The sequence below is a fragment of the Bacillus sp. JJ634 genome (assembly GCF_036962285.1).
Taxonomy (GTDB): domain Bacteria; phylum Bacillota; class Bacilli; order Bacillales; family DSM-1321; genus Peribacillus; species Peribacillus asahii_A.
In genome coordinates this window covers 15,763-21,313 of sequence record NZ_JBALMU010000004.1, presented here as the reverse complement: position 1 = coordinate 21,313, position 5,551 = coordinate 15,763, and the positions used below count along the sequence as shown (strand labels likewise).

General features: G+C 37.5%; 4 protein-coding genes. All 4 read left to right on the top strand.

The features are described from left to right. The first annotated feature begins 669 nt into the window (after positions 1 to 669). Positions 670 to 2,058, top strand: coding sequence for an aminotransferase-like domain-containing protein (locus V7068_RS01090; protein ID WP_499710567.1), 1,389 nt, complete (start codon positions 670 to 672; stop codon positions 2,056 to 2,058). Between the two features lie 95 nt (positions 2,059 to 2,153). Further along, complete coding sequence (locus V7068_RS01085) at positions 2,154 to 3,452, top strand: MFS transporter (RefSeq protein ID WP_499710576.1); 1,299 nt, start codon at positions 2,154 to 2,156, stop codon at positions 3,450 to 3,452. 418 nt (positions 3,453 to 3,870) lie between these two features. Then, positions 3,871 to 4,413 carry an SF0329 family protein gene (locus V7068_RS01080; protein WP_499710566.1) on the top strand — a complete coding sequence of 181 codons (543 nt, stop codon included), beginning with the start codon at positions 3,871 to 3,873 and terminating at the stop codon, positions 4,411 to 4,413. 636 nt (positions 4,414 to 5,049) lie between these two features. After that, positions 5,050 to 5,551 (top strand): hypothetical protein (locus V7068_RS01075; protein ID WP_499710565.1); only part of this gene is annotated, 502 nt, incomplete at its 3' end.

The window sequence follows — 5,551 nt, the reverse complement described above, 5'->3', positions numbered from 1 at the left end:
AAACTCCCTCAGATAGATACGTATTACTCGTGAATGCTCGCTAATTCGCAGGATTTCAAACCACTAGTGAGAACTATAACGGATTAATGGAATGAGTTTCGATACTATTGGCAACATGAAGGCGTACTTAAATAGAGGAGTATACTTCAAAATCCAATCATTTCTATATACTGCACGCATTCTCCACGCCGCCCCTGGAGGCTGTCCCTCCCATGTCTCAACGGGTCTACGCCCTATCATTCCTTCGTCATGCCTATCCAAGGGGTGGAGGCCGGTTTTGCTAACGGAATGGGTCAGTGTCCTTTTGTTTAAGTATTCCAGTACTCCGTGCTTTTTTGAGATCCTACGAATAAGCCAACATTCAATAAAATGATAATAGTAGATACTAACTTTTACTTTGATATGTTCTTTAAAAAGTGAATAAAGAAAAGGTCCTGTTATGCTAACGGGTAGCTTGAGTTCAAGAGCAGAGCTGTCATAGAGGCAGCTTTTTCTTATTGAACTAAATGGAAGATTAGTGCAATAAAAGGTTCAATGATTATATTTAAGGATGTAATCTTATTCAAGAATCGCTGCTCGGATATTCACTAAAAGGCATAATATTAAAGAAAATTATAATTGTTTTATAAACGGCTCAACCATATAATTGTGTGAAAAAGGATGCGTATCATGCCTATTAATTCTTTTGAAAACTATCCGATGAGCTGGAAGCCATCGATTGATAAAACTAAAAAGCCTATTTATCAAACAATCGCAGGGCAATTGGAACAGGATATATTAAACGGAGTTTTATTACCTGGAACAAAACTTCCTCCACAGAGAGAACTGGCTGATTATTTGGATTTAAATTTAAGTACCATTTCAAAAGCTTTTAAAGTTTGTGAGTTAAAGGGCTTGCTAAGTGCAGCTGTCGGAAGTGGCACATTTGTATCGTATGATGCGTTATCGAATGCATATTTACTTGAAGATTCAAAGCCGAAGCATTTAATTGAAATGGGAGCAACACTACCAGATAATGCTTCGTACGAGCCACTGCTACTCCAACTAAAAAGTATGCTGCAAGAGATAGATTATGAAAAATGGTTTGGTTATGGCCGGACAGGCGAAAGCCTTTGGCAAAAGGATGCAGCTATAAAGCTAATCCGAAGAGGTGGGTTTGAAACAACCGTTGATCACATTTTATTTGCAAATGGGGGGCAAAATGCGATTGCTGCTACATTGGCAAGTCTTTGTAAGCCTGGAGATCGCATTGGTGTTGATGATCATACATATCCTGGATTAAAGACTGTTGCAGCAATGCTTAGTGTGCAAATAGTACCGATAAAATCAGAGAACTATGAAATGAGTCCAACGTCTTTTGAATATGCGTGTAAAAATGAAAATATTAAAGGCATTTACTTGATTCCAGATTATCATAATCCGACAGCTTCCTTTATGTCGGTCGAGAGTCGAAAAAGGATTGCAGCAATTGCCAAAAAGTATAATCAGTTCATTATTGAAGATGGCTCGTACCATCTTCTCAACCAAAAACCACTTCCAGCAGTCGCATCATTTGCCCAAGAACAGGTCATCTATATTGCAAGTTTATCTAAATCATTAGCACCGGGGTTACGACTAGCCTATGTAGCAGTGCCAAGTCAATTTAAGGAGCCGATTTCAAAGGCACTTTATAATTTAAATATAACTGTTTCCCCGTTATTAGCAGAACTTACAGCACGTACGATTGTATCGAATCAATTTGAAGTCTTAATTGAAGGTCATCGGGAACAAACCATTCGCAGAAACCAAATCGTAAATCGATATTTTGCAGACTATACGTGTTTAGGTGTTGAAACAGGCATCTTTCGTTGGTTATTATTACCAGGAGAGATTACAGGTGCTGAGTTTGAAACGTTAGCTGCCCAACAGGGAGTACAAGTGTATGCGGCTGAACGTTTTGTAGTTGGAAATAGTTGTCCAGAAAGGGCTGTAAGGGTTTCTGTCTGTGCACCCAAAACACTCGAAGATCTTGAGCAAGGATTGATTATCCTTAGACGTTTGCTAAATGATCTTATCTAATATTGTTTGCCATACAATTATAATATTGTGTGGCTTTTTTTGTGCGTGTTATGATGATTCAAATCTAGTTGGAGGTTTATAGAAAGGGAGGTTAGATTATGTTGCACAAAGATAGTGTAAAAGCGTTAGACGTCCAAACAGCTTCGTTACAAAGCTACATTGGTTCTTCAGAAAAACAAAAAGCGTTATACAAGCGTACGCTATTCGTTGTAAGTATTTCACAAATTTTTGGTGGTGCAGGGTTAGCAGCAGGAGTTACTGTGGGGGCACTTCTTGCACAGCAAATGCTCGGTACAGATGCGTTTGCTGGACTTCCTTCAGCTTTACTTACTTTAGGGTCAGCAGGAACAGCCTTATTTGTTGGGAGACTTTCTCAACGTTATGGACGTCGTACAGGTCTTACAGCGGGTTTTATGATTGGGGGACTTGGAGCAATAGGAGTCATAATTGCAGCAATAATAAATAGTGTTTTCTTGTTATTCACTTCCCTACTTGTTTATGGTGCAGGGACAGCAACAAATTTACAAGCTCGTTATGCAGGTACGGACTTAGCGAATAGTAAACAGCGAGCGACTGCCATTAGTATTACTATGGTTTTTACAACATTTGGCGCAGTTGCAGGGCCAAATTTAGTGAATGTGATGGGGAATTTCGCTCTTTCTATTGGTGTTCCATCACTTGCTGGTCCTTTCATTTTAGCGGCAGCGGCATATATCCTAGCGGGTGTTGTGCTTTTCATAATGCTTCGTCCAGATCCATTAGTTATAGCAAGAACGATAGAAGCGACCAACCAAGAGCCTAGTAATAAAGGACATTTGACAACAACTGAACATGTAGAAAACAAAAGAGGCATAATCGTTGGGGCGACCATTATGGTTCTTACTCAAATTGTAATGGTAGCTATTATGACAATGACACCAGTTCATATGAGACATCATGGACATAGCTTGGGTGCAGTAGGTCTTGTTATTGGTTTTCATATAGGTGCCATGTATCTCCCTTCACTAGTTACAGGTGTCCTTGTTGATAAGTTGGGGCGTACTGCGATGGCTATTGCTTCTGGAACTACGTTGCTTCTGGCAGGTTTAATAGCAGCATTTGCACCCGGAGATTCTATGCTTCTTCTAGTAATTGCTCTTTCTTTACTTGGATTAGGATGGAATTTTGGTTTGATAAGTGGGACTGCACTTATTGTTGATTCAACTGAAACTTCCACACGGGCTAAAACTCAAGGTACAGTGGATGTTTGGATTGCATTGTCAGGAGCTGCTGGCGGAGCATTGTCTGGAATGATTGTGGCGAGTTCAAGTTATCTAACATTATCATTTGTCGGAGGGATTTTGTCTTTATTACTAATTCCAGTAGTGATATGGTCTCGCGGAAGTAAAAAATAAGCTAGATTGTTTTACGAAAACAGTATTTTTCGGGGGAATATTCTTGGAACTAAATGGATGAAGTTGTTCAATATGAGCAGTCGCTTTTTACTAACTGGGCAGCATTCCTGTAATAAACAACTGTGAAAAAAAGACAAGTTTGTGAAGAAAAGTACTTAAACAAACGGGTGCGATTGTTCAATAAGAACAGTCGCTTCTTGCATTAACGTCACAGGATAGTGTGAAAAGAAGCGAAGAAATCTAATTATGATAAAATTGAGTAAAAAGGCTTTAAGATGGTGCTTTATATGGGATTTGATGTGGTCCTATATAGTCATGAAGGTCGTAAACTTGGATTAATCGCATTAACGTATAAAAGCCTAAGAAAAATGAAATTTAATCATCAATCAGATTAGAATAATTAAAGGAGGGAAAGAAATTGCGTAACCAACAGTGGAGTAAAGTAAAGAAAAAGTTAGAGAGTTTTATCTGCGACACTCTAAAAAATAGAGTTCAGTTTACTGTCACGAATTATCGAAAGGCTCATGACCAATTAGGAAGAGCTTTTATTACTGTTGATAAAAAGGAAATCCTAAATATGTGTACGATAATATCTGATAGAGAAATGTACCGAAAAGAAAATGAAATAAGAAATGCTCAAAGTATTGAATACGATGTCTATAATGGAAATCAAAACTATCAGATAGGGATACAAGCACATGAAATGACTAAAGCTGAAGGTATTTTTGCACAGTATGACTTTTTCAATGCAGTTGAAGAATACTTTAATTTACCAATAGAAAAGGCATTGAAATCAGATGATATGGTTATTAAGATTCTTTCTTTGATAGATAGAAGAGTGGGAAAGAGAACTTTACAAGGAATGAAAGAATCAATACAAAACGAAAAGGAAATTATCCAGTATTTTTATTACTTGCGATGTGAAGCAGACGGAATTATGAAACTCTATAAAGAGCTATAATGGATTGTTTAATAAACGAGTATGTTAGTCCAATTAGTAAAAAGCAGACACTTATATTAAAATGTCTGCTTTTATTTTCTAAAATTAACAGTATTATTTAACATAGCCTTTGTATTCAAGTCTATAAAGGTACTCCATTTTAGACGGTATAGTCTTCCTCTTAAATAGTGTCTATTTAAGAGCGAGTAAACCTTTATAAACGTCATTAAGTCAATTGAACGTTTAGGGCTTAATAAGTTGCAGATTAAAGAGTACTTAGAATATTTGAGGCAAATGGTATTCGAGTAAAGGTGATTGATATGCCGACTATCATGCAAGATGTAGCGGAAGGACAAGAGTTGGTTGTAGACATGGTGAATACAAACCTGATTTGAATCCTATACAACCTTAGCTCAACAAGAAAGGTAAAGATAAACAGTTTGGATAAACAAGTATTAGAGCCTGAAAGAATTATTAAAAGTAGGGAAAAGAAATTAAAGAATCCGAAGAGAAATGAGAAAATATTAATGTATAAACACGATAGATGAAGCAGTGAGAGAGCGATTTAATAGTATTCAAAATTACTACCCCCATAACCATTTTGGTTCGTTCGTATTCTTTTAATATAATCATAGAAAAAACACGAGGGGAATAAAGATGAATAAACTAACCAAGGGAGCCCTTGCCATGGTTTTAGCGGGATCGGTCACGTTTTCTATTGCTAATGTCTTGTTAGTCGATCAATCTTCTAAACGATTAATAAAAGAAAATGATTTAACCATATCCGAAGTCCCAAAGAAATCGGATGTAATTAACCAAGGGGAAAAAACGACGAAAGATCAAACGTCAGCAACGAATGTGAAAGACGTGCAAACCAAGCCTTCTCAGAATACTGCGGCTTTCCAAGCGGCTATAAAAAATAAAAACGAGAGTGATACGACCGTAGTGGCTAGTCACCAAAATACGGAAAAATCCACCGAGAAGACGATAACAAATTCTGCTAATATGAATACGACAATAACTAGAACGTCTGCTGCAACTAGAGGAAAAGAATCAACGACAACGACTACATCTACGACGGCGGCAACTAATGCAACAAGAGCAAAAGAATCAACGACAACAACTACATCCACGAAAACGGGAACGAATACAACCGGAG